The sequence below is a fragment of the Cupriavidus sp. 05N39 genome (genome assembly GCF_056397325.1).
The window spans coordinates 1-458 of sequence record NZ_JBFTNE010000313.1; the positions used below are offsets into that span (position 1 = coordinate 1).

Sequence of the window (458 nt, forward strand, 5' to 3'; positions counted from 1 at the left end):
CATCCGCCGCCCGGTGTCGATCATCAGCAGCAGCTGCTGGTTCTTTTCGTCCTGGTACTCGCGCGAGATCAACTTGCGCGCGCGCGAGGTGGCCTTCCAGTCGATCTGGCGCAGGCTGTCGCCGATGCGGTACTCGCGCATCTGGTGGAAATCGGTGCCTTCGCCGCGCCGGCGCTTGAGGTGCGCGCCCACCAGCCGCGAGGCCTGTTCGGCACTGAACAACGCAAACCGGGTGAGCGGGGCGAAGTTCGGGTACACGCGCACGGTCAACGCCGGCGGCAGGGTGCGGCGCTGCCGCCACAGCCGCCACGGCGCATGCACGCGCAGGTGCACGCCCTCGAAGGTGAAGCGCCCGCGAGCGGTCGGGGTCAGCCGGTACTGCACGCTGCTGGCCACCATCGGCTTGAGCGCCAGCTGTCGCGGCAGGCCCTGCAGCGACCACTCACCCGGGACCAGGT

General features: G+C 69.9%; 1 protein-coding gene. It reads right to left on the reverse strand.

The annotated features are described in order from the left end of the window. A partial coding sequence (locus tag AC1DN0_RS41475; RefSeq protein WP_477146666.1) for a DUF58 domain-containing protein occupies positions 1-458 on the reverse strand: 458 nt, incomplete at both ends.